The organism is Palleronia pelagia, from assembly GCF_900110115.1.
Lineage (GTDB): Bacteria > Pseudomonadota > Alphaproteobacteria > Rhodobacterales > Rhodobacteraceae > Palleronia > Palleronia pelagia.
The window spans coordinates 102,899-124,948 of record NZ_FOCM01000002.1; the positions used below are offsets into that span (position 1 = coordinate 102,899).

A 22,050-nucleotide genomic window follows, 5' to 3' on the forward strand; every position below is an offset into this window, starting at 1 on the left:
AAAGGGTCCTTGCGCCGGGTTGGTTCCTCAGAAGCCCGGACAGGCGGCAAGTTCAATCGTGAAACGGCTCGACCACGATGCGCCTGCCCAGCATGAAGGCGTCGGCCACGTGAATCAGCGGCGCGGGGTCCACGTCGCTTTGCGCCGTCTCGATCAGCTCGGCGAAGCGGTGGTAGAGCGCGGGGTATTCTCCCGGCCCCTCGACCGGCTGTTCGGTCCCGTCGATCAGCAGCCGGGCGCCTCCGTCGACGAGGCGCAGCTCGCCCGCATCGGTGTCGACGGTGATCTCCCAGACCTCGCCGTCCTCCTCGCGCCAGTCGAAGCCCGCGCTGGCGTCGATTCCGCCGGGCCCGGCGAAGCGCAGGTCGGCGGCGATGGGCGTCTCGCGGTTCTCGGGGAAGTGCAGATCGGCCCCCGAAAGGTGCAGCGGGTGCGGCAGGATCTCGGTCATGATGCTCAGCGCGTTGATGCCCGGGTCGAACACGCCCAGACCGCCCGCCTGCCAGATCCAGTCCTGCCCCGGGTGCCACTTGCGCACGTCCTCGCGCCAGTCGATGCGCAGGCGGGTGATCTGACGGTCCCGCAGCCACGCGCGGGCGGCCGCGACGCCATCGGCGCAGCGCGAATGCCAGGTGGCGTGCAGGGTGACCCCGCGCGCGCGGGCCAGCCGGTCGAGCTTGAAGACTTCGGCCACCGTGGCGCCGGGCGGCTTTTCCAGCATGACATGGCGCCCGGCGGCCAGCGCGGCGGTCGCGGCCGCGAAACGGGGCAGCGGCGGCATGCAGAGCGACAGCGCCGGGATGTCCGGCCGCGCGCCCAGCAGATCCTCGACCGTCTCGAAATTCTCGACACCTTCGACGCCGCCCGAACGGCTGACCGTTGCGGCAAGCGTGAACCGGTCGTCGGCGGCGATGGCCGGGATGTGCTGGTCGCGGGCGATCTTGCCGACGCCGACGATGGCGATGGGCATGGCGGCTGTGTCGGTCATGGGGCGGCCTTCCGGTGTTGCGGCGCCGCCAACCTGTCGGACGCGCGCCCGGCCCGCAAGTCAGACCGTGCGGTCGGCCCAGCCCGCGAAGATCCGCTCGAGCGCGACGACGATGTAGTAGAGAACGATGCCCAGGAAGGCCAAGGCGATCAGCACCGCGAACATCAGCGGGTAGTCCGAGTTCGTCTTGCCGGAATCGAACAGCGCGCCCAGCCCGCGCCCGTGGGGCGACACGATCTCCATCAGGTTGGTGCCGATGAAGGCCAGCGTGACCGAGACTTTCAGCGCGCCGAAAAACTCGGGCAGCGTCTTGGGCAGGGCGATCTTCCAGAAGATCGTGGCCTGCGACGCGCCCAGCGACCGCAGGATGTCGCGGTATTCAGGCTCCAGCGTCGACAGGCCGATACTGACCGACACCGCAATGGGAAAGAAGCTGATCATGAAGGCGATCAGGACGGTGTTGAAATCGTGCCATCCCACGAACATCAGCGCCACGATCGGCACGACGGTGGCCTTCGGGACCGCGTTGAACCCCACAAGCAGGGGGTAGAGCGCGTCGCGCATGGTGCGCGAGAAGCCCATGATCATGCCCAGCGCCACGCCGAAAACCACCGCCAGCAGCAGGCCGACCACCGTGCGCCACAGCGTCTGCCATCCCATTTCCAGGAACAGGCCCCAGTAGCGCTGGAAGGCCGGGATCAGGTCCGACGGCGACGCCATCTTGTAGTTGGGCCAGCCCATGACCCAGACCAGAAGCTCCCACAGCGCGAGGAACACGACCATGGCCGCCAGCGGCACGAGGATCTTGCGCGCGCTCATTCCGCGGCCTGCGCGGCGGGCGCACGTCCCTGCGCGATCTCGATCTGGTGGCGCAGGGTATTCAGCATCTCGGCGGCCTCGGGGGTGTAGAGGTGGTCGAGCGTGCGGCGCCCGGTATCGGGCACCTCGAGCGTGAACTGCGTGCGCGCCGGACGCCCCGACAGCACCACGACCCGGTCGGCCAGAAAGATCGACTCGCGCAGGTCGTGGGTGATCAGCACGCCGGTGAAGGGCTCTTCCTCCTTCACGCGGTGCATGGTCTGCCACAGGTCCTCGCGCGTGAAAGCGTCCAGCGCGCCGAAGGGCTCGTCCAGGATCAGGACCTCGGGCTGGTGGATCAGCGCGCGGCAGAGCGAGGCGCGCTGCTTCATGCCCCCCGACAGCTCGGACGGGCGCTTGTTCTCGAACCCTTCCAGCCCCACCAGCGCCAGCAGGCGGCGGGCGCGGGCCTCGCGCTCGGGCTTGCTCAGCTTGGTGGGCACGATCTCGAGCGGCAGCAGCACGTTGTCGAGGATGCTGCGCCACTCCAGCAGCACGGGATTCTGGAACGCCATGCCCACGTTCGATCGCGGGCCGGTGACGGGCGCGCCATGGACGCGCACCGCGCCTTCGTCCGGGATCATCAGCCCGGCCACCAGCCGGGTCAGCGTGGACTTGCCGCAGCCGGACGGACCGACCACGGCGACGAACCCGCCCTCGGGCACCGACAGGTCGAGCCCGTCGAGCACCTTGAGCGGACCCGAGGCGGTGCGGAAGGTGTGCCGCACGCCCCGGATGTCGATGAGCGGATCGTCGGTCACGCGCTCACTCGGTCAGCGAGAAACCGCCCTCGGGCAGGTAGGCGTCGGTGAAATACAGCGACGCGTCCGGCTCGGACTGGAACTCGTAGGTGGTGCCGATCTGCTCCAGCGCGCTGGCGAAGCGGTCGTCGTCGATGACGCCGAAGCCGTTCTCGCGCACCGCGTCGGTCAGGACGTTGGCGTCGATGGCCAGCTCCAGCCGGCGCTGCTCGAGCTCGGCATCGGCGGCCGGGTTCCGCTCGATCAACGACGGGATGACGCCGGCGGGGTCGGCAACGGCGGCGGCCCAGCCCTGCGCGGTGGCCGACAGGAAGCCCTCGATCACCTCGGGGTTGGCCTCGGCGAACTCGGTATTGACGAGGATGACGTTGCCGTAGAGGTCCACGCCGTAATCGGCCATCAGCAGGGTGACCAAGTCATCTTCCGGCACGCCCAGGCGGGCGGCGTTCAGGTAGGAGGTGAAGCTGAAGCCGGTGATGGCGTCCACCTCGCCCTCGGCGAGCATGGGCTCGCGCGTGGGGAAACCCACGGGCTCGACCGTGATGGCGTCCACGTCGATGTCGTTCTCGGCGGCGAAGATCGGGAACTGCGCCCAGGCGCCGTCGGGCGGCGGCGCGCCCAGAACCTTGCCCTCAAGGCTTTTCGGACCGTCGATCCCCTGCGAGGCCCGGCCGATCACCGCGAAGGGCGGCTTGTCATAGAGCATCATGGCGCCGATCACCGGCGCGCCGGGGTTCTGGTCGAGAAACCGCACGAGGCTGTTGATGTCGGCCATGCCCACCGGGAACGCGCCGGTCGCCACCTTCGGGATCGCGTCGAGCGAGCCGGAGCCGGCCTCGATCGTGACGTTCAGGCCCGCTTCCTCGTAGAAGCCTTGGTCGATGGCGGCGAAATAGGGCGCGGCGGGGCCCTCGAATTTCCAGTCCAGCGCAAATGGCAGGTCGGTCTGCGCGTGGGCGGCGGTGGCGCCCAGCAGGCCCATCGCCAGGATCGTACGGTGCAGCATGTGTTTTCCCCTTGGTCGTTGCGGGACGGTTTGCCGTCCGCGTATGGTTGGCGCCCGAGTGATGCCAGAGACGCGCGCGATGGCCAGAGCCCGCCCGGCGAGGCTGCGGCTTCTCAGACCGCCGGTCAAGAAAATGCTGCCAAAATGGGCGCCCTGCCGAAAAACCCGGCGCCGTCAGCGTTCGCCCCGCCGATAGGGCTGCATCAGCGCCTGCGGCACCCGCGCCCGCCGCGCCATGACGATCAGCGCGAGTATCGACAGCAGGTAAGGCGCCATCAGGAACAACTGGTAGGGCACGCCGTCCACGACCGTCTGAAGCCGCAGCTGGAACGCGTCGAAGAACGCGAACAGCAGCGCCCCCAGCAACGCCCGGCCCGGCCGCCACGAGGCGAAGACCACCAGCGCCACGCAGATCCAGCCGCGCCCCTGCACCATGGTGGGAAAGAACGAATTGAAGGCCGCGAGCGTCAGGAACGCACCCCCCATCGCCATGAGCGCCGATCCCGCCATGATCGCCCAGATCCTGAGCCGGATCGGGTCCACGCCCTGCGCGTCCAGCGCGTGCGGGTTTTCCCCGGCCATGCGCAGCGCCAGCCCCAGCGGCGTGCGATAGATCACCCAGGCCAGCACCACGACCAGCGCCAGCGCGAGGTACGTGGGCGCCGTCTGGCCGAACAGGACCGGGCCGACCACGGGCAGGTCGGCCAGGCCGAACACGTCCAACGGGCGGAACGGCTCGACCGTGGGGGGCGAGGTGGCGACCGGCACGGCAAGGCGAAAGACGTAGTAGGCGAAGCTCGACGCGAACAGCGTGATGCCAAGGCCGGTCACGTGCTGCGACAGGCCCAGCGGCACGGTCAGGATCGCGTGGAGAAGCCCGAAGGCCGCCCCGCCCAGCGCCGCAGCGGCCATGCCGGTCCAGAGATCCCCGCCGGAATAGACGGTGAGCCAGCCCACCATGGCGCCGAAGGTCATGATCCCCTCGATCCCCAGGTTCAGCACCCCCACCCTTTCGCACAGCAACACGCCCAGCGTGCCGAAGATCAGCGGCGTCGCGATACGCAGGACCGCCTCCCACAGGCCGACGGCGGCGAGGATGTCGAAGATCACGCTCATCGCCGGATCCTGTACTGGGTGAGGAAGATCGCCACGAGCATGGTCAGCAGCGACAGCGCCACGGTGACATCGGCGATGTAGGACGGGATCGACAGCGCGCGGCTCATGCTGTCGGCGCCCACGAACATCACCGCCGAGAACAGCGCGGCGGCGATCACGCCCAGCGGGTTCAGATTGGCGAGCATGGCGATCACGATGCCCGAGTAGCCATAGTTCGGCGACAGGTCGGTGGTGACGTAGGCTTTCACGCCCATGACCTCGACCGCGCCGGCCAGGCCCGCCAGCCCGCCCGAGAGGCACCCCACCAGCAGCAGCGTCCGCGCCAGCGGCACACCCGCGAAGGCGGCGGCGCGGGGGCTGAGCCCGGCGGCCCGCGCGCCCAGCCCGAAGACGCTGCGCGCCTGCACCCACCAGACCGCGACGGCCAGCGCCAGCGCGATCAGAAGCCCCGCGTGCAGCCGCGTGCGGTCCATCAGCGTGGGAAGGATGGCGTTGTCGGGGATCGGCACCGATTGCGGCCAGCCGAAGGCCAGCGGATCCTTCATCGGCCCCTCGATCATCAGCGACACGAACAGCACCGCGACGAAGTTCAACAGCAGGGTGGTCACCACCTCGTCCACGCCGAAGCGCAGGCGCAGGCCCAGCGGCACCAGTAACAGGACCATCCCCGCCGCTGCGCCCGCCGCCGCGCAGACCAGGATGGCCAGGGGCGACGGCAGCCCGGCCAGCGCGGGCACCATGCCGATGGCGGCGACGGCCAGCGCGCCCAGGTAGAACTGCCCCTCGCCCCCGATATTCCAGACCCGCGCGCGGAAGGCGACGGCGGCGGCCAGCCCCGTCAGGATCAGCGGCGTGGTGCGGGTCAGCGTCTCGGAAAAGCCCAGCCGCGAGCCGAAGGCACCGTCGAGGATCAGCGCGTAGGCGGTCAGCGGGTTGGCCCCCGCGATGGCGATGAGAACACCCGCCACCAGCAACGCGGCAACGATCGCGCCCAGCGGCGCCAGCACGCTCAGCGCGCGCGACGGGCGTTCGCGCCGCTCAAACCGCATGGGCGTCCTCCCCGGCCGCGGCCCAGTCGCCGGCCATCATCAGCCCCAGCCGCCGCGCATCGGCGTCGTCGGACGGGATCGCGGGCGACAGGCGGCCGCCAACGATGGCCCGGACCCGGTCCGACAGCGCCAGAACCTCGTCCAGGTCCTCGGAGATCAGCAGAACGCCGGCGCCGCGCGCCCGCGCTTCGAGCAGCCGCGCGTGGACGGCGGCGATGGCACCCTCGTCCAGCCCGCGGCTGGGCTGCGCGGCCACTAGGATGTCGGGATCCGCGCTCAGCGCCCGTCCGAGGATCAGTTTCTGCATGTTGCCCCCCGACAGCAGGCGGATGCGACTGTCCACGCCCGCCCCGCGCACGTCGTAGCCCCTTATGATTTCGGCGGTGGCGGCGCGCGCCGCCCGGCGGCGGACAAGGCCGCGGCGGGAGAATTCCGGCGACCAGATCCGCTCGAGCACCGCGTTTTCCCACAGGCTCAGGTCGCCGATGGCGCCCTCGGCATGGCGATCCTCGGGGATACGTCCGATCCCGGCTGCAATGGCGTCGGGGACCGCGTGGCGGGTGATCTCGCGCCCCTTCACCAGCAGGGCACCGCTATCGGGCGCGTACAGTCCCGACACCAGGCCGGCAAGCGTCGTCTGGCCGTTGCCCGAGACACCGATGATGCCCAGCGTCTCGCCCGATCGCAGGGCGAAGCTGACACCGTTGAGCGACGCGCCGCCGCGGCCCGACAGCCGCAGGTCCCGCGCCTCGAGCACCACGGGCCCGGGCGTCGCGGGCGGACGGCGCGGCCGTTCGACCCGGCGGCCAACCATCAGCTCGGCCAGCTCGTCCTTCGACGTCGCTTCCGTCGCGCGCTCGGCTACCACGCGCCCCCCGCGCAGGACCACGACGCGGTCGGCGGCGGCCATGACCTCGTTCAGCTTGTGGGAAATGAAGATCAGCGACAGCCCCTGCCCCGTCATCTCGCGCAGGGTGGCGAACAGGCGCTCGGCCTCCTGCGTGGTCAGCACGGCGGTGGGTTCGTCCAGGATCAGGATGCGCGCGTCGTTATAGAGCGCCTTCAGGATCTCGACCCGCTGGCATTCGCCCACCGACAGGTCGGCCACCAGGGAGTCGGGGTCCACGGTCAGGCCGAAGCGGTCCATCAGGCCCGCCAGCTTGGCCCGCGCCGCCGACCGGCGCGAAACCGGGCGCCAGAGCGGCTCGGTCCCCGTGACGATGTTGTCGAGCACGCTCAGGTTCGGGGCCAGCGCGAAATGCTGGTGCACCATTCCCACGCCCGCCTGGATGGCGGCGCGCGATCGGCCCGGCGGCAGCTCGGCGCCATCCACCCGCACGGTGCCGGCGTCCGCGGTGTAGTGGCCGAACAGGATCGACATGAGCGTCGTCTTGCCCGCGCCGTTTTCACCCAGCAGCGCGACGATCTCGCCCTGGTCGAGATGCAGCGACACGTCCTCGTTCGCGGTGACGGCACCGAACCGCTTGGTGATGCCCCGAAGCTCGAGCACGCGGGTCATGTCCGCAGGCACCAAAGGGGCGCCCGCTGCCGGGCGCCCCAACTTGGCTCGGATATCCGTGGACGGAGTGACAAGCCGATCAGGCCGGCTCGTCGAAATTGCGCGGCACCTCGAACTCGCCCGCCTTGATGGCCGCGCGGACCTCTTCCATGCGCGCCACGGCCTCGGCCGGGGCGACGCCTTCGACATAGGCGATGTCGTTGCCGCCATCCTCCATCAGGCTCAGCGGCGTGTAGGTCTTGCCGGTGGGGTTGCCCGCCGCCGCGTCGGCCAGCGCGGCGTCCATCAGCGGGCGGAAGGACCACAGCGCGTTGGCGAAGACGGTCTCGGGGTAGCGCGGCGTGTAATTGATGAGCGAGCCGATCGCCCGGATCCCGCGCTCTTCCGCCGCGTCCGCCGTGCCGATGCGTTCGCCGAACAGGATGTCGGCGCCGCTGTCGATCTGCGCCAGCCCCGCCTCGCGCGCCTTGGGCGGGTCGAAGAAGGTGCCGATGAAGCTGACCGAGTGGGTGACGTCCGGGTTCACCGCCTTCACGCCATCGGCGAAGCCGTTGATCAGCATGTTCACTTCCGGGATCGGGATCGCGCCGACGGTGCCCACCTGGCCCGTCTCGGTCATGGCGCCGGCCAGCATGCCGCACAGGTACGCGGCCTCCCAGTTCCAGGTGCCGAAGACGCCGAAATTGTCGCCCGCCGCCTCGCCGGACGACCCCATTAGGAAGGCGGTGTCGGGATAGTCGCCCGCGACCTGCCGCGCCTCGCGCTCGACCGCGTAGGATTCGCCCACGATCAGGACGTTGCCCGCCTCGGCATATTCGCGCATGGCGCGCGGATAGTCGGTGCCCGACACGCCTTCCGAGAAGGTGTAGTCGATGACGCCTTCCTCGTTGGCCTGCACCATCGCGGCGTGCAGGACCGAGTTCCAGGCGTTCTCGACCGGCGAGGCGTGGATGCCCGCGACCTTCACGCGGGTCTGCGCGCGCAGCAGCCCCGGCGTGGCCAGCGTCGCGGCCCCCAGCGCGGCGGCCCCGGTGCCCAGCAGGCGGCGGCGGTTCATCGGCAATCTGGTCATGGAAATCTCCCCTTATTGGCCCGGATCCGGTCCGGGCATGTCGCGCATGGATGCGCTGGTGCGCGCAGTCGGCCCCGGCACCCCCGGCCTGTCAAGCGCGGGGCCCGGTGCGAGTGCCGAACAAAAACGCGCCCTGCCAGTTATTTGGGCAAATCCTGACCGTTTGGTCAATCGGCTTGGCGCGGGGCATAGGCGGCCGGGACGATCAGCGGGGGCCGGCCCTCCAGCGACAGGCGCGACTGCTCGGGCGCGGTCTCGGCGACAACGCGGCCGCGCCGGATAACCTTCAGGCGATTGGGGCGCAGGCGGATCGCCTCGGCCGGGTCTCGGGCCTGCAGCAGGACCATGTCCGCGTGGCACCCGACCTCCAGCCCGTAGCCCTCGAGCCCCATGATCCGGGCCGAGTTCACGGTGACCGCGTCGAACAGCGCGCGCTTGTCGGCGACCGACCCCATCTGCGTCGCGTGCACGGCCATGTGCGCCACGTCCAGGAGGTCACCCGTGCCCATGGAATACCACGGGTCCATCACGCAATCCTGCCCCAGCCCCACGGGGATCCCCATCTCCATCATCTGCGGGATGCGGGTCAGGCCACGGCGTTTGGGATAGGTGTCGTGGCGCCCCTGCAGCATCATGTTGATGAGCGGGTTGGGGATGACCGCCATGCCCGACTCGGCGATCAGGGGCAGCAGCTTCGAGACAAAGTAGTTGTCCATCGAGTGCATCGAGGTCAGGTGCGATCCGGCCACCCGCCCCTGCAGCCCGAAGCGCACCGTCTGCGCGGCCAGTGTCTCGACATGGCGCGACAGGGGATCGTCGGTCTCGTCGCAATGCATGTCGACCGGCAGGCCCCGGTCGGCGGCGATCCGGCACAGCGCCTCGACCGATGCGGCGCCGTCTTCCATCGTGCGCTCGAAATGCGGGATGCCGCCCACGATATCCACGCCCATGTCCAGCGCGCGGCCCAGCGCCTCTGCCGCGTCGGGGCCGCGGTAATACCCGTCCTGCGGAAAGGCCACGAGCTGCAATTCCAGGTAGGGCGCCACCCGCTCGCGCACCTCGAGCAGCGCCTCGACCGTCACGAGGCGCGGGTCGGACACGTCCACATGGCTGCGCACCGCCATCACGCCCTTGGTCACCGCCAGGTCGCAGTAGCGCATGGCGCGCTCGACCAGTTCCTCCCGCGTCACGATGGGCCGCAATTCGCCCCAGAGCGCGATGCCCTCCAAGAGCGTCCCCGACAGGTTCATGCGCGGCAGGCCCAGCGACAGGGTGGCATCCATGTGGAAATGCGGGTCGACGAAGGGCGGGCTGACCAGTTGACCGGCGGCGTCGATGACCTGCCCCGCCTCGGCGGTGATGCCGGGCTGGATCGCGGCGATGCGGCCCTTGGTGACGGCGATGTCCTGGCCCTGCCGTCCGTCGGGCAGCGTGGCGTTGCGAAGGACCAGGTCGAACATGGGGCGCATCCTTTTCGGGCAATGGGGCGTGGCGCCGAGCCTAGGGCCGGCCGTGCCACCTTGTCATCCCCGCCCGGGACCGGGGAGACCGGCTAATTGATGGACAACCGCGCCAGAGCGGATAAAACACACCGCCAATGATGGCGGGCCCGATGGCATCCGCCCGATGGCTATGGGGACAAGCCGAATGATCGTGGTCGAAAACCTGCGCAAGACCTTTGGCGGCTTCCACGCCGTCGACGGCGCGTCTCTTTCCATCGCGAAGGGGTCGATCACCGGGCTGATCGGCCCGAACGGCGCGGGCAAGACCACCCTGTTCAACGTCATCGCGGGCGTGCTCGGCCCCACCTCGGGCCGCGTGACCATGGAGGGCGAGGACATCACCGGCCTGCCCCCGCACGAGCTGTTCCACAAGGGCCTGCTGCGCACCTTCCAGATCGCGCACGAGTTCTCGTCCATGACCTGCCGCGAGAACCTGATGATGGTGCCCCCGGGCCAGTCGGGCGAGCGGCTTTGGAACACCTGGTTCGGGCGCAAGCGCATCGCCGACGAGGAACGCGCCCTGCGCGCCAAGGCCGACGAGGTGCTGGAATTCCTGACGATCGAGCACCTGGCCGACCACAAGGCCGGACAGGTCTCGGGCGGGCAGAAGAAGCTCCTGGAGCTGGGCCGCACCATGATGGTCGACGCCCGTATCGTGTTCCTGGACGAGGTCGGCGCGGGCGTGAACCGCACCCTGCTGAACACCATCGGCGACGCGATCCAGCGGCTGAACGCCGAGCGCGGCTATACCTTCGTGGTGATCGAGCACGACATGGATTTCATCGGCCGCCTTTGCGATCCGGTGATCTGCATGGCGGAGGGCAAGGTCCTGGCCGAGGGCACGCTGGACGAGATCAAGGCCAACGAGGACGTGATCGAGGCCTACCTGGGCACCGGTCTCAAGAACAAGACCGAGGTGCCGGCATGAGCGACGCAGGCTACGGCGGGCGCGGCAACAAGGACGCCAGCATCGTCAATCCGCGCGGCGGCAGCACGCTCAGCCCCGCGCACGAGACCAGCGGCGAGACCACGCCCGCGACGGACAACGCGTTCCTCGCCGGGCGCAACATGTCGGGCGGCTACGGCAAGGGACCGGACATCCTGCACGATTGTACCATCGCGGTGAACCCGGGCGAGATCGCGGTCATCGTCGGCCCAAACGGCGCGGGCAAGTCCACCGCCATGAAGGCCATCTTCGGGATGCTGGACCTGCGCCAGGGATCCGTCGTGCTGGATGGCACCGACATCTCGGCCCTGTCGCCGCAGGACCGCGTGGGCGCGGGCATGGGCTTCGTGCCGCAGACCAGCAACATCTTCCCGTCCATGAGCGTCGAGGAAAACCTCGAGATGGGCGCCTTCATCCGCCGCGACGACATCCGCCGCACCATGGAGCAGGTCTATGACCTCTTCCCGATCCTGCGCGACAAGCGCCGCCAGATGGCGGGCGAGCTGTCGGGCGGCCAGCGCCAGCAGGTCGCCGTGGGCCGCGCGCTGATGACCGAGCCGAAGGTGCTGATGCTGGATGAGCCCACCGCCGGCGTCAGCCCCATCGTCATGGACGAGCTTTTCGACCGCATCATCGAGGTTGCGCGCACCGGCATCCCCATCCTGATGGTCGAGCAGAACGCCCGCCAGGCGCTGGAGATCGCCGACCGCGGGTACGTCCTCGTGCAGGGCGCCAACGCGCATACCGGCACCGGCAAGGACCTGCTGGCCGACGCCGAGGTGCGCCGGAGCTTCCTGGGGGGCTGATGATGCGTCGAGGGCCACATCGTATGGTGCTCGGGCTGCTGGTGGCGTTCGCCGCGGCGCCGGGGCTGGCGCGCGAGCTGACATCGGTCGCCGACCCGTTTCCCGCCGTGTCTATGCTGTCGCTGGACTGTCTGCTCGACCGCTCCGAAAGCGAGGGCTGGTTTCCGGAGCCCAAACGCATCGCCCTGATTTGGGATCTCGACCGTGCCGAGGCGCGCGCGCCCGACCAACCCGCCCAGGCGACTGCCCCGCTTGTCGAGATCCCCGGGTTCGCCTGGCGCGACGGTCTGCGCTTCGTCGCACATTTCCGCCTCGCGGATCCCGCGCCGGAGACTTTGTCCGACCCGCGGCTCTCGACCGCCCTGTTCTCGGTCCGCTCGGACGGGGACGCGGTCCTCACCGAACACAGCGTCGTCTATGGCGGCATGCGCGCCCTGACCCAATCGGGCAGCTGTACCTTCGCCCCCGTCGCCACAGGAGACTGAAGATGGACCTGATCAACGCCTTCATGGTTCTGATGAACTTCGTCATCGTGCCGGCCACGGCCTATGCCGCGCAGCTGAGCCTGGGCGCGCTGGGCGTGACGATGATCTACGGCATCCTGCGCTTCTCGAACTTCGCCCATGGCGACTCGATGGCGTTCGGGGCGATGGCGACGATCCTGTTCACCTGGGGTCTGCAGGCGCTGGGCGTGTCGCTGGGCCCGCTGCCCACGGCGCTGCTGGCGCTGCCGCTGGGGATCGCCGTGACGGCGGCCTTCCTGTTGGGCACCGACCGGGCCGTCTATCGCTTCTACCGCGCGCAGAAGGCCAACCCGGTGATCCTGGTGATCGTGTCCATGGGCGTGATGTTCATCTACAACGGCATCACCCGGCTGATCATCGGCCCCGACGACCGCAATTTCGACGACGGCGCGCGGTTCCTGTTCACCGTGCGGGACTTCAAGGAATGGACCGGACTCGAGGAAGGCTTTGGCCTGCGGTCGAGCCAGGCGATCACGCTGGTCGTCGCCATCGCGGCGGTGATGCTGCTGTTCTGGTTCCTGAACCGCACCCGCACCGGCAAGTCCATGCGCGCGTTTTCCGACAACGAGGACCTGGCGCTGCTTTCGGGCATCAACCCCGAATACGTGGTCCGGGTCACCTGGATCATCGTGGCCGCGCTGGCCACGCTGGCTGGGGTGCTCTACGGACTCGACAAGTCGTTCAAGCCCTTCACCTATTTCCAGCTGCTGCTGCCGATCTTCGCGGCGGCCATCGTGGGCGGGCTGGGCAGCCCGCTGGGCGCCATCGCGGGCGGCTTCGTCATCGCGTTCTCGGAGGTGACGATAACCTACGCCTGGAAACGGGTGCTGACCTATGCCCTGCCCGACGAAATGGCGCCCGACGGGCTCGTTCAGCTTCTGTCCACCGACTACAAGTTCGCGGTGAGCTTCATGATCCTTGTCGTGGTGCTTCTGTTCCGGCCCACGGGCCTTTTCCGGGGGAAATCGGTATGAGCGAGACGGCACGCAATATCGGCCTGTTTGGCCTTGTCGCCGCGCTGATCGTCCTGACAGGCGTGGTGCAAAGCTGGAACACGGCGCTGGTCATCCTGAACATGGGCCTCGTCTCGGCGGTGATGGCGCTGGGGGTGAACCTGCAATGGGGCTTTGCGGGCCTCTTCAACGTGGGCGTCATGGGCTTCGTCGCGCTGGGGGGTCTTGCGGCCGTCCTGGTGTCGATGCCGCCGGTGGGCGCGGCCTGGGCCGCGGGCGGCGGGCGCGTGATCCTCGGGCTGCTGCTGGGCGCCGGCAGCATCGCGGCGGCAATTTTCGCGTGGCGGGCCCTGTCGGGCCGGACGCGGGGCGTGGCCGTCACCGCGATCATCCTCGTCGGCTTCTTCCTTTACCGCGCGGTCTTCGACCCGGCGGTCGAGGCGATCGAAAGCGTCGACTCGGCGTCGACCGGATATCTCGGCGGGCTCGGACTGCCGGTCATAGTGGCCTGGCCCGTGGGCGGTCTGCTGGCTGCCGGCGCCGCGTGGATCATCGGCAAGATCGCCCTCGGCTTGCGCTCGGACTACCTCGCCATCGCCACCCTGGGCATCGCCGAGATCATCATCGCGGTCCTGAAGAACGAAGACTGGCTGTCGCGCGGGGTCAAGAACGTGATCGGCCTGCCGCGGCCCGTGCCATACGAGGTCGACCTGCAGCAGTCGGACACCTTCGCCGAGCGCGCGATGTCGCTCGGCCTCGATCCCGTGACCGCCTCGGGGCTGTGGGTGAAGGCCAATTACGGCATTCTGCTGGCCATCGTCCTGCTGATCGTCTTCGTGCTGGCGCAGCTTGCGCTGGCGTCGCCTTGGGGACGCATGATGCGCGCAATCCGCGACAACGAAACGGCGGCGCGGGCCATGGGCAAGGACGTGACGCGCCGCCACCTGCAGGTGTTCATCCTGGGCAGCGCGGTCTGCGGACTGGCCGGCGCGATGATGACCACGCTGGACGGTCAGCTGACGCCAAGTTCGTACCAGCCGCTGCGCTTCACCTTCCTCGTCTGGGTGATGGTGATCGTCGGCGGCTCCGGGTCCAACCTCGGCGCGGTGCTGGGCGGGTTCCTGATCTGGCTTTTGTGGGTGCAGGTCGAACCGGTGGGCCAGGCGCTCATGTCGGTGATCGCATCGCCGCTGCCCGAAGGCAGCGCGCTGCGCGACCACCTGCTGGCCTCGACCGCGCATATCCGGCTGTTCACCATGGGCCTCGTCCTGCTGCTGGTGCTGCGTTTCAGCCCGCGCGGGCTGATCCCCGAGAAGTAGGGCCCGCGACCCGGAGAGGGCCGCTCAGGCCTTCTCCCGTTCTTTCAGCCAGGTGCCGATGATCTCGCGGTGGCGCGCACGCCCGTAGCTGGCGAAATGGCCGCCGTGCACGACCTGCACCGGCAGGTCGTAGAGCCGGACCATCGAGCGATGATAATCCGCGGCATCGGCGTGGTAGGTATCCTCGATCAGCGGGCCGTCATAGACGATATCACCCGAAATCAGCGTGCCGGTCGCAGCCTCCCACAGCGCGATGCCGCCGGGGGAATGGCCGGGCGTGTGGATGACTTCGAAATGCCGGTCGCCCAGGTCGATCACGTCGCCATCATCCACCAGCCGCGTCGCCCGCGCGCCCTTCACAGTGTAGGTGTCCGAGCTGTAGGGCAAGGGCGGCAGCCGGTCGAAAATATCGTCGGTCACGTAGGGATCGGCGAGCGTCCGGGCATTGTCGGGATCGGCGAGGATATCCGCCTCGAGCCGGTGAACCACCCGGTCGGCGAACTCGTGGTGGCAGCCGATATGATCGAAATGGGTGTGGCTGGCGACCGCCGTCAGGTCGCGCTCGGTGACCAGCGGCACCCATTCGCGCAGCGACACGACCCCCATGCCGCTATCCACCAGCATGTCACGGTCGCGCCCGCGGACGTGCCACATGTTGCAGCGGAAGAACGGCTGGATGAAGGGCTCGTGGATCAGGGTGATGTCGTCGGACCTGGTTTCGGTGGCGTACCAGTCCCGGGCGGCGACGCGGTCCATGGCTCACTCCTTTCGGAAGATGTTCAGATCATCGGTGCGGGCCGACAGGTCCAGCATCGCGCCCGGCTCGGGCAGGTTCGTGGGCGGCAGGTGCGCGATCAGCGTCAGCTCGGGGGCGGCCTCGGGTTGGACGTGGACCCGGCAATGGGTCCCGAAAAAGGCCGCGTCCAGCACGCGGGACGGCCCGATGGCCAGCTGCCCCGCGCCGGGGCAGATCGCCTCGGGCCGGACACACAGCACAAGCTCTCCCGCCGGCGGATCCTGCTGCGCGATGCGCCCGAACGGCGTGGTGATGGCGTCGGCCCCGCCCTGCCCCGGGAAGCGGTTCATCTCGCCCATGAACTCGGCCGCGAACAGGCTGTCAGGGCGGCGATAGATCCGCGCGGGCGGGCCCACGTCCTCGATGCGGCCGGCATTCATCACGACGATCCGGTCGGCGATGGCCATGGCCTCTTCCTGGTCGTGGGTGACATGGACGAAGGTGGTGCCGACGCGGCGCTGGATGTTCTTCAACTCGTCCTGCATGGCGCGCCTGAGCTTCAGGTCCAGCGCGCCCAAAGGCTCGTCCAGCAGCAGCACGTCCGGCTCGACCGCCAGCGCGCGGGCTAGCGCCACGCGCTGCCGCTGGCCGCCAGACAGTTCGTGCGGGCGGCTCCCGGCGGAGTGCTTCAGGCCCACCATGTCCAGCTTTTCCTCGGCGCGCCGATCCCTCTCGCGCCGTCCCACGCCGGCCATGCGCAGCCCGAAGCCCACGTTGTCGCGCAGGCTCATATGCGGGAACAGTGCGTAGTCCTGGAAGGTCGTGGCCGTGGGGCGCCTGGCGGGCGGCACGGCGGTCACGTCCCTGCCGCCGATCAGGACCTTGCCCGCGCTGGGCACGAGAAACCCGCCGAGGATCGACAGGAGCGTGGTCTTGCCGCAGCCCGACGGGCCCAGCAGCGTGATGTATTCGCCCGCCTCGATCGTCAGGTCGATGCCGTGCAGCGCCTGCACCGTGCCGTAGCGGTGTCCGATCCGGTCGAGCGTGACGGGCGCGGTCATTTGCGACGCCTCCTGAACAGGGTGAATTCGATGACGAGGATCGCCGCGACCGAGACGAGGAAGACCAGGCTGCCGATGGCGTTCAGCCGCGGCGACAGGCCCGAGCGCAGCATCGACCAGATCTCGACCGGCAGGGTCACGTCGAAGCGGGTCAGCAGGAAGGCGATGATAAACTCGTCCCAGCTGAGCGTCACCGACAGGAAGAAGGCGGCCAGGATCGCGGGCGCCAGCATCGGGATGGTGACCAGCAACACGACCCGCGCCTCGTCCGCGCCCAGGTCGCGCGCGGCACGCTCGGCGTTCTGCTGCTGCGCGCCCATCGAGGCATAGATGATCGCGAAGCACAGCGGCAGGTTGATGACCACGTGCCCGATCCCCGCGGTCCAGAGCGACAGGCCCAGCCCGACCCGCTGCACGACGATCAGAAGACCTAGACCCACGATCAGGTAGCTGACGGTCAACGGCGCGATCAGCAGCCCCCGCAGGACGGCGGAGCCCGGAAGGTGGTGCCGCGCCAGCCCGTAGGCCGCGCCGAACCCCAGCGCCACCGCGACGGCGGCCGAGCCCAGCGCGACCGTCAGCGAATGGAGTAGCGCCGCGACGAGATCGTCATCGCCTAGAACGTCCGCGTACCAGCGCAGGCTGGGCCCCTCGAAGGGGGGCACCGGCAGCGAACCGTCCTGGAACGAGAACAGCACCAGCGCGCCCACGGGCAGGTAGATGAAGGCGAAGGCCGCGAGGCCGTAGGCCCAGGGAAGGACGTGGCGTATCACAGCCGATCCAGCCGCAGCCACCGGGCCATGGCAAGGTAGGCCAGCGTCACGATGCCCATCAGCACGATGGCGAGCGCGGCGGCCAGCGGGAAGTCGGCGCGGCGCCCGAGTTGCACCATGATGACCTGCGGCACCGTCAGCTCGGTATTGCCGCCCAGGATCTGCGGCGTGATATAGTCGCCGATGCACAGCACGAAGGTCAGGAACGCGCCGGTCATGATGCCCGGCAGGGTCAGCGGCAGGATCACGTGGCGGAAGGTCTGGAAGGCGCTCGCGCCCAGGTCCATGGCCGCGCGGCGATAGTTCGGCGAAAGCTGCACCAGGTTGGCATAGATCGTCAGCGTCAGCAGCATGACGAAGAAGTGGACGAAGCCGGTCACAGTGGCGAAGCGGGTATTGGCCAGCGTCAGCGGCTCGGAAATCAGGCCCAGGCCCAGCATCGTCTGGTTGACCACCCCCTCGCGCGCCAGCACCAGCAGCCACGCGTAGGACCGCACGACGTATGAGGTCCAGAACGGCAGGATCGCCAGCAGCAGCGCCAGCCGCTGCCAGCGCTGCGGCACCCGGAAGGCGATGATCCAGGCCAGCGGATAGGCCAGCAGGATCGACACCACCGTGACCGTCAGGGTGATTTCCAGCGACACGAAGATCGCCCGCGCCAGGTAGGCCTTGCTGGCCAGCTCGGCGTAGTTGTCGAGATGCAGACCCCAGACCAGCGTGCGGCCGTCCAGCGTGGCAAGGCTCATCGCGCCCATGACGACGAAGGGCACGACGAAGAAGGCCAGGGTCCACAGCAAGGCCGGGGCCGCGAAGCCCCAGCCCCTGGCCTGGTCGGATCCTGCGCTCACTGCTGGAGCGTGTTCAGCCAGAGATCCTGCATCTCGATATCAAGATCGGTGTCGGGCGCGGGATACAGCTGCGTGCGCGCCAGGTAGTCGGCCTGGTCGTCCCAGCGCAGGACGTCCTTCTGCGCGTCGCTCAGGAAATCGCCCGCCTCGGCGTTGGCCGGCATCCCCCAGAAGCAGGACGAGGTCGCCAGCCGCGCCTGTCCTTCGGCGCTGACGATGTATTTGACGAACTCGGTCGCCAGGTCGGTCTTCTCGCTGTCGGCCAGCACGCCGATGGACTGGGTCCAGCGCACGGCGCCTTCCTCGGGGATCGTCCATGTAAGCTCGGGCCGCTCTTCGGCCAGAACGGCGGTCAGCCATTCGCCACCGCCCACGACGATATCGACCTCGCCCGTGGCCAGCGCCGTCTGCGCGGCGACGACACCCGCGACCGAGGCCGCGCGGCTGCGCATCTGCGACAACGTCTCGCCGATGGGCTCGAGCGCAGCGGCGTCGATGGCGGCGGTGTCGATCCCCTGCTCCAGCGCGGCAAGGCCCATCACCGGCAGGTAGTAGTCGTAGATCGAGATGCGGCCGTCGTATTTCTCGGACCAGACGCTCGACAGGTTTTCCATGTCCGCAGCGTCCACCGCGTCCGAATTGTAGGAAATCGTGTTGTAGCCGAACTTCTCGGTCACGGCGTAGATTGCGCCGTCGCGGCCGTTGTTCTCGGACATCACGACTTCGGGGAAGAAGGCGTCGGTCGGCAATTCGTCCGTCGGCAGCTCGGCCAGAAGGCCCGCGTCGATGGCACGGAAGACGTCGATGCCGTCGATCACCAGGACGTCCCAGTCGCCGGGGCGCGATTGCTCCAGCAGCGCGAGGGCCGCGCCGGTGCCTTCGTATTCGCGCAGGTTCACCGTGACGTTGTGCTCGGCCTCGAAGGGTTCGATCAGCGCGGGGTCTGTGTGGTCGCACCAGACCAGCGCGTTCAGTTCGTCCTGCGCGGTCGCGGCGGTGCCGGCGCCGACCAGCGCGGTCGTGGCCACCGATCGGAAAAGAATCTTGGCAGTCATTCGCGTCTCCCTGTGGTTCTTTCGACCGCGCTTTCGGCGGCTCCTGAGAAAAAACTTGAACAGCCTCATTTTTGTAGTCAACACTATTTTTGAGTTCTGTTTCAGAATGACCGAGAGATCCCGTGACGGGCTTACGAGATAGGCAGAAGGCGGATCGCGAACGGCGAATCCTTCACGCGGCGGTGACGCTGTTCCGCGACCGGGGCTATCGTGCCGTGCGGCTCGAGGACCTGGCCGACCGTGCGGACGTGTCGGTCGGCACGGTCTACAACTACTACCACGCCAAGGGCGACATCCTGATCGCCACCGTCGCGCTCGAGGTGGAAGAGGTCGTCGCCATGGGCCAGGGCATCGTCGAAGATCCGCCACGCGGGGTCGAGGCGGCGATCCTGGCGCTGATCCACCAATACTACGACCACTCGCTGAAATACCTCAGCAAGGAGATGTGGCGCACCGCCATGGCGATCTCGATCGAGGCGCCGGACACGCCGAACGGCCGCCGTTACGCCGATCTCGACGACAAGCTGCGCGGGCAGGTCATCGCCCTCATCGCCCGGCTGCGCGACCGTGGCGAGGTGCGGCCCAGGATCGACCCCGTGCCGCTGGGCGAGCTGATCTTCAACAACCTGAACATGGCCTTCATCGAGTTCGTGAAGAACGACGCCATGACCCTGGAAGAGCTGCGCAGGTCCATCGCGGCGCAGATGCGCCCCTTGGCCCGGATGATCGCAATGGAGGACGCATGAGCGCCTATAACCAGCCGCTTGGCGGCAACGACATGCCCCGCTTCGGCGGCCCCGCGACGATGATGCGCCTGCCCGCGCAACAGGATGCGGCGGGGCTCGACGCCTGTTTCGTCGGCGTGCCCATGGATATCGGCACGTCGAACCGGCCCGGCACCCGGCTGGGTCCGCGCCAGATCCGCGACGAAAGCCGGATGATCCGGCCCTACAACATGGCCACGGGCGCCGCGCCCTTCGACCGGATGCAGGTGGCCGATATCGGCGACGTGCCGATCAACACCTTCGATCTGAAGAAATCGGTGGAGATCATCGCCCAGCATTACCGCGGGATCCTGGGCCAAGGCGCAGTGCCGCTGACCCTGGGCGGCGATCACACGCTGACCTGGCCGATCCTGCGCGCGATCCGCGAACGCCACGGACCCGTGGCGCTGGTCCACGTGGACGCCCACGCCGATATCAACGAGCACATGTTCGGCGAAACCGTCGCCCATGGCTGTCCCTTCCGCCGCGCGTGGGAGGAGGATTGCCTGCAGAACGACAAGGTGTTCCAGATCGGCCTGCGCGGGACCGGCTACGCGCCCGAGGATTTCGACTGGGGCCGCGACAAGGGCTGGACGGTGGTGCAGGCCGAAGAGTGCTGGATGAAATCGCTCGCCCCCCTCATGGCGCAGGTGCGCGAGACGGTGGGCGACGCGCCGGTCTACCTGAGCTTCGATATCGACAGCCTCGACCCCGCATTCGCCCCCGGCACCGGCACGGTCGAGCTGGGCGGTCTCAGCACCTGGCAGGCGCTGGAGATCGTGCGCGGCATGGCCGGGCTGAACCTGGTGGGCGCCGATCTGGTCGAGGTCTCGCCCCCCTACGACCCCACGGGCAACACCGCGCTGATCGGGGCGAACCTGCTCTACGAAATGCTCTGCGTGGTCCCGGGCGCCTGACCAAGACGCGGCAGGGCGGCTGGGCGGTCAGCATTGTGGCCGCCTTTCACCGAGATACCGACGCCACAAGAGCGCGGGCACGCGGACCCTACCGGAAGGCGGGTTCAATTTCGTCTCGTAGAGGAAAGTGGCGCGCTGGGGAGGATTCGAACCCCCGACCCTCTGATTCGTAGTCAGATACTCTATCCAACTGAGCTACCAGCGCGTTGCGGGCGGGATACTGCCCCGCGCGAGCGGGTGCAAGGCGAAATGTTGGAAAATTCGGAGACGGGCTCCGCCCCCTCTGCCGACATTGCCGTGGGGCCGGCAGTGTGGCTTCATGCCCGCGAGGCGAGCCACGGGAGGGGCCATGAAGACGACCATCACGATCCTGCGCGAACGGGGCGCCGCGCGGCCCTATACCGAGAGCCGCCCGCTGGAGCTGGTCGAAGCCGAGCTGGCCGAGCCCGGACCGGGCGAGGTGCGGATTAGGATGTCGGCGGCGGGGCTGTGCCATTCGGACCTGTCGGTCATCAACGGCGACCGCGCGCGCGACACGCCGCTGGCGCTGGGTCACGAGGGCGCGGGCGTGGTCGAGGCGGTCGGCCCCCACGTCACGCGGCTGGCGCCCGGCGACCACGTGGTGACGGTCTTCATCGCGTCCTGTGGCCACTGCGTGCCCTGTGCCGAGGGCCGCCCTGCCCTGTGCGAACCGGGCGCGGCGGCCGGTGCGGCGGGGACGCTTCTGGGTGGCCACCGCCGGATCGCGGTCGAGGGCGACAAGATCCACCACCACCTGGGCGTCTCGGCGTTCTCGACCCACGCGGTGCTGTCGGAGAACTCCTGCGTCAGGATCGACAAGGAGATCCCGCTGGACCGCGCCGCTTTGCTGGGCTGCGCGGTGCTGACGGGCGTGGGGGCGGTGCTGAACTCGGGCGCGCTGCGCATGGGCGAGGCCTGCGCGATCGTGGGGCTCGGCGGCGTCGGGCTGGCCGGGCTTCTGGGCGCGGTGGCGGCCGGCGCGGGCGAGATCGTCGCGGCCGACCTTGACCCGGCAAAACGCGCGCTGGCGCTGGAGCTGGGCGCCACCCACGCCATCGACCCCGCCGCGCCGGACGCGGTCGCGGCCGCGCGCGAGATCACCGGCGGCGGCGTCCACCTGGCGGTGGAGCTGGCGGGCGCGGCCCCTGCCCTGCAATTCGGCTATGACATCACCCGGCGCGGCGGCACGACCGTCACGGCCGGCCTGCCCCACCCCGACGCGCGGATGGCGCTGCCCCCGGTATCGCTGACGGCCGAGGAAAGGACGCTCAAGGGATCCTACGTGGGATCCTGCGTGCCGGTGCGCGATATCCCGCGCTTCGCCCGCATGATGATGCAGGGCAAGCTGCCGGTGGAAAAGCTGGTCACCCACCGGCTGCGGCTCGACGAGATCAACGAGGGGTTCGAACGGCTCGCCGCAGGGCAGGCCGTGCGCCAGGTCGTGATCTTCGACTGA

General features: G+C 68.9%; 22 protein-coding genes and 1 tRNA gene. 8 read left to right on the forward strand and 15 right to left on the reverse strand.

All coding sequences use genetic code 11. The features are described from left to right. Positions 1 to 52: 52 nt before the first annotated feature. From BMX96_RS04755 to BMX96_RS04795, 9 genes are all read right to left on the reverse strand, one after another. Entirely contained in the window at positions 53 to 988 is a 936-nt protein-coding gene (locus BMX96_RS04755) for a Gfo/Idh/MocA family protein (protein ID WP_236736959.1), read from the reverse strand. Positions 989 to 1,048: 60 nt separating this feature from the next. Continuing rightward, the gene (locus BMX96_RS04760) at positions 1,049 to 1,807 is read right to left on the reverse strand and encodes an ABC transporter permease (RefSeq protein ID WP_073129354.1); all 759 of its coding nucleotides are present in this window, start codon (positions 1,805 to 1,807) and stop codon (positions 1,049 to 1,051) included. Continuing rightward, positions 1,804 to 2,607 (reverse strand): ABC transporter ATP-binding protein, encoded by an 804-nt coding sequence (locus tag BMX96_RS04765; protein WP_091844485.1) that lies wholly within the window; start codon positions 2,605 to 2,607, stop codon positions 1,804 to 1,806. Before BMX96_RS04765 ends, BMX96_RS04760 begins: the two co-directional genes overlap by 4 nt. Before the next feature lie 4 nt (positions 2,608 to 2,611). Next, positions 2,612 to 3,613: an ABC transporter substrate-binding protein gene (locus tag BMX96_RS04770; protein WP_073129356.1), complete on the reverse strand. Its 1,002-nt coding sequence runs from the start codon at positions 3,611 to 3,613 to the stop codon at positions 2,612 to 2,614. Between the two features lie 174 nt (positions 3,614 to 3,787). Next, positions 3,788 to 4,729 carry an ABC transporter permease gene (locus BMX96_RS04775; protein WP_073129357.1) on the reverse strand — a complete coding sequence of 314 codons (942 nt, stop codon included), beginning with the start codon at positions 4,727 to 4,729 and terminating at the stop codon, positions 3,788 to 3,790. Beyond that, positions 4,726 to 5,778 (reverse strand): ABC transporter permease, encoded by a 1,053-nt coding sequence (locus tag BMX96_RS04780; protein WP_091844486.1) that lies wholly within the window; start codon positions 5,776 to 5,778, stop codon positions 4,726 to 4,728. Before BMX96_RS04780 ends, BMX96_RS04775 begins: the two co-directional genes overlap by 4 nt. Then, a complete protein-coding gene (locus BMX96_RS04785) occupies positions 5,768 to 7,297 on the reverse strand; it encodes an ABC transporter ATP-binding protein (protein ID WP_091844487.1) in 1,530 nt (509 codons plus the stop codon). Before BMX96_RS04785 ends, BMX96_RS04780 begins: the two co-directional genes overlap by 11 nt. Before the next feature lie 79 nt (positions 7,298 to 7,376). Continuing rightward, entirely contained in the window at positions 7,377 to 8,369 is a 993-nt protein-coding gene (locus BMX96_RS04790) for a BMP family protein (RefSeq protein WP_091844488.1), read from the reverse strand. A 167-nt stretch (positions 8,370 to 8,536) separates the two neighbouring features. Continuing rightward, positions 8,537 to 9,829 (reverse strand): amidohydrolase family protein, encoded by a 1,293-nt coding sequence (locus BMX96_RS04795; protein ID WP_091844489.1) that lies wholly within the window; start codon positions 9,827 to 9,829, stop codon positions 8,537 to 8,539. A gap of 187 nt (positions 9,830 to 10,016) precedes the next feature. Here BMX96_RS04795 and BMX96_RS04800 point away from each other — a divergent pair, with 187 nt between their 5' ends. From BMX96_RS04800 to BMX96_RS04820, 5 genes are read left to right on the forward strand one after another with little or no spacing between them, the layout of a single operon-like run. Beyond that, positions 10,017 to 10,799 (forward strand): ABC transporter ATP-binding protein, encoded by a 783-nt coding sequence (locus tag BMX96_RS04800; protein ID WP_091844490.1) that lies wholly within the window; start codon positions 10,017 to 10,019, stop codon positions 10,797 to 10,799. Beyond that, complete coding sequence (locus BMX96_RS04805; RefSeq protein WP_073129362.1) at positions 10,796 to 11,623, forward strand: ABC transporter ATP-binding protein; 828 nt, start codon at positions 10,796 to 10,798, stop codon at positions 11,621 to 11,623. The genes BMX96_RS04800 and BMX96_RS04805 overlap by 4 nt, the downstream gene beginning before the upstream one ends. Positions 11,624 to 11,646: 23 nt before the next feature. Beyond that, complete coding sequence (locus BMX96_RS04810; protein ID WP_091844491.1) at positions 11,647 to 12,108, forward strand: hypothetical protein; 462 nt, start codon at positions 11,647 to 11,649, stop codon at positions 12,106 to 12,108. A 2-nt stretch (positions 12,109 to 12,110) separates the two neighbouring features. Continuing rightward, entirely contained in the window at positions 12,111 to 13,121 is a 1,011-nt protein-coding gene (locus BMX96_RS04815) for a branched-chain amino acid ABC transporter permease (RefSeq protein ID WP_091844492.1), read from the forward strand. Continuing rightward, positions 13,118 to 14,419, forward strand: a complete 1,302-nt coding sequence (locus BMX96_RS04820; RefSeq protein ID WP_091844493.1) for a branched-chain amino acid ABC transporter permease — start codon at positions 13,118 to 13,120, stop codon at positions 14,417 to 14,419. Before BMX96_RS04815 ends, BMX96_RS04820 begins: the two co-directional genes overlap by 4 nt. 24 nt (positions 14,420 to 14,443) lie before the next feature. Here BMX96_RS04820 and BMX96_RS04825 read toward each other — a convergent pair whose 3' ends face one another. Genes BMX96_RS04825 through BMX96_RS04845 form a run of 5 tightly spaced genes read right to left on the reverse strand, consistent with a single transcriptional unit; the run spans position 14,444 to position 18,892 of the window. After that, positions 14,444 to 15,175 (reverse strand): MBL fold metallo-hydrolase, encoded by a 732-nt coding sequence (locus BMX96_RS04825; protein WP_091844494.1) that lies wholly within the window; start codon positions 15,173 to 15,175, stop codon positions 14,444 to 14,446. 3 nt (positions 15,176 to 15,178) lie between these two features. Then, on the reverse strand, positions 15,179 to 16,216 hold the full coding sequence (locus BMX96_RS20160) for an ABC transporter ATP-binding protein (RefSeq protein WP_091844495.1): 1,038 nt from the start codon (positions 16,214 to 16,216) through the stop codon (positions 15,179 to 15,181). Then, positions 16,213 to 16,989: an ABC transporter permease gene (locus BMX96_RS04835; protein ID WP_236736960.1), complete on the reverse strand. Its 777-nt coding sequence runs from the start codon at positions 16,987 to 16,989 to the stop codon at positions 16,213 to 16,215. Before BMX96_RS04835 ends, BMX96_RS20160 begins: the two co-directional genes overlap by 4 nt. Then, positions 16,986 to 17,837 carry an ABC transporter permease gene (locus BMX96_RS04840; protein ID WP_091844496.1) on the reverse strand — a complete coding sequence of 284 codons (852 nt, stop codon included), beginning with the start codon at positions 17,835 to 17,837 and terminating at the stop codon, positions 16,986 to 16,988. Before BMX96_RS04840 ends, BMX96_RS04835 begins: the two co-directional genes overlap by 4 nt. After that, positions 17,834 to 18,892 carry an ABC transporter substrate-binding protein gene (locus tag BMX96_RS04845; RefSeq protein ID WP_091844497.1) on the reverse strand — a complete coding sequence of 353 codons (1,059 nt, stop codon included), beginning with the start codon at positions 18,890 to 18,892 and terminating at the stop codon, positions 17,834 to 17,836. The genes BMX96_RS04840 and BMX96_RS04845 overlap by 4 nt, the downstream gene beginning before the upstream one ends. Positions 18,893 to 19,014: 122 nt before the next feature. On the opposite strand from BMX96_RS04845, the gene BMX96_RS04850 reads away from it, so the two are divergent. Together BMX96_RS04850 and speB are read left to right on the forward strand one after the other, a co-directional pair. Beyond that, the gene (locus BMX96_RS04850) at positions 19,015 to 19,638 is read left to right on the forward strand and encodes a TetR/AcrR family transcriptional regulator (protein WP_073129371.1); all 624 of its coding nucleotides are present in this window, start codon (positions 19,015 to 19,017) and stop codon (positions 19,636 to 19,638) included. Continuing rightward, complete coding sequence (speB, locus tag BMX96_RS04855) at positions 19,635 to 20,573, forward strand: agmatinase (protein WP_091844498.1); 939 nt, start codon at positions 19,635 to 19,637, stop codon at positions 20,571 to 20,573. The genes BMX96_RS04850 and speB overlap by 4 nt, the downstream gene beginning before the upstream one ends. Before the next feature lie 128 nt (positions 20,574 to 20,701). Here speB and BMX96_RS04860 read toward each other — a convergent pair. Further along, positions 20,702 to 20,778 (reverse strand) — tRNA-Arg (locus BMX96_RS04860). Positions 20,779 to 20,922: 144 nt separating this feature from the next. Here BMX96_RS04860 and BMX96_RS04865 point away from each other — a divergent pair. Next, positions 20,923 to 22,050, forward strand: a complete 1,128-nt coding sequence (locus BMX96_RS04865; protein ID WP_091844499.1) for a zinc-binding dehydrogenase — start codon at positions 20,923 to 20,925, stop codon at positions 22,048 to 22,050.